General features: G+C 36.3%; 1 protein-coding gene. It reads left to right on the top strand.

Annotation, left to right across the window (positions count from 1 at the left end; translation table 11 throughout):
- Positions 1-191, top strand: a 191-nt coding sequence (locus CIK04_RS28190; RefSeq protein WP_325205938.1) for a rhodanese-like domain-containing protein, incomplete at its 5' end; no start/stop codon positions are given.
- Positions 192-614 lie beyond the last annotated feature (423 nt).

Consider the following 614-nt stretch of genomic DNA (forward strand, 5'->3'; position numbering starts at 1 on the left):
CTGGCGCAATGAATATTCCGGTGGACCAACTTCGCCAACGAATGGATGAATTACCAAAAGACAAAGAGATCATCATCTACTGCCAAGTTGGCTTGCGCGGTAACGTCGCCTATCGACAACTGGTGAATAACGGCTATAAAGCCCGCAATTTACTGGGTGGTTATCGAACTTATATGTTCGCTAAATGTTAATTTCATTAGTGCATTAAATAAGGGAAGCATCGCTCCTTATTTTTATTACATTCTTAGTAAGCTCAAAAATATAACGAAATTTGGTACTTTCGTACGATTGCTATCACTACTTATGTCGACTCTAATACCATCAATAGCCACCAGCATTTAATCGAAGATTTAACACTCCATAAAAAACAATAAGATAGATATCACCACTTTATTTTTTACAAAAAATTGCACTGCGTTCTGTTTATCGCTCTATAATTTTGGAGAAGCGCTTCCAATGATTAGTAGTTTATTTTACAGCTCACAGAGCTAAAACCACGCTACCATTTTGATGGTAAGAGAGTCAATTATGAGACAACGTCAGAACATTAATATTAGAAATGCTCTGCTGTTAGGTATTTTATTTTTAATTTCTATACCTGTCGTAATAGCCGG

It is taken from the genome of Vibrio sp. 03_296, assembly GCF_002265885.1.